The 268-nt window shown below is 45.1% G+C and carries 1 protein-coding gene; it reads right to left on the reverse strand.

Translation table 11 applies throughout. From position 1 onward, the window contains the following. Positions 1-268 (reverse strand): calcium-binding protein (locus tag AAEY75_RS15345; RefSeq protein WP_502944436.1); only part of this gene is annotated, 268 nt, incomplete at both ends.

The raw sequence follows: 268 nt of genomic DNA on the forward strand, positions 1-268 counted from the left end.
GTATATTAATGTCTTCTGCTGTAACGCTAGTGTCAAATTCAATGCTGTCTACTTTGTTGGCATTATTCTCATAACTAGAAATCGTGTCTGTGCCATCACCAAGTTTAAACAGATAGGTGTCATTACCAGCACCACCTTCTAGTCGATCATTGCCTTCGCCACCGTCTAATCGGTCATTATCAGCGCCACCGTCTAGTCGATCATTGCCTTCGCCACCGTCTAAAGTGTCATTGCCTGCGTTACCAATGATGGTGTCATCACCCCCTAG

The sequence above is a fragment of the Psychrobacter sp. TB55-MNA-CIBAN-0194 genome (genome assembly GCF_040309505.1).
GTDB lineage: Bacteria > Pseudomonadota > Gammaproteobacteria > Pseudomonadales > Moraxellaceae > Psychrobacter > Psychrobacter fozii.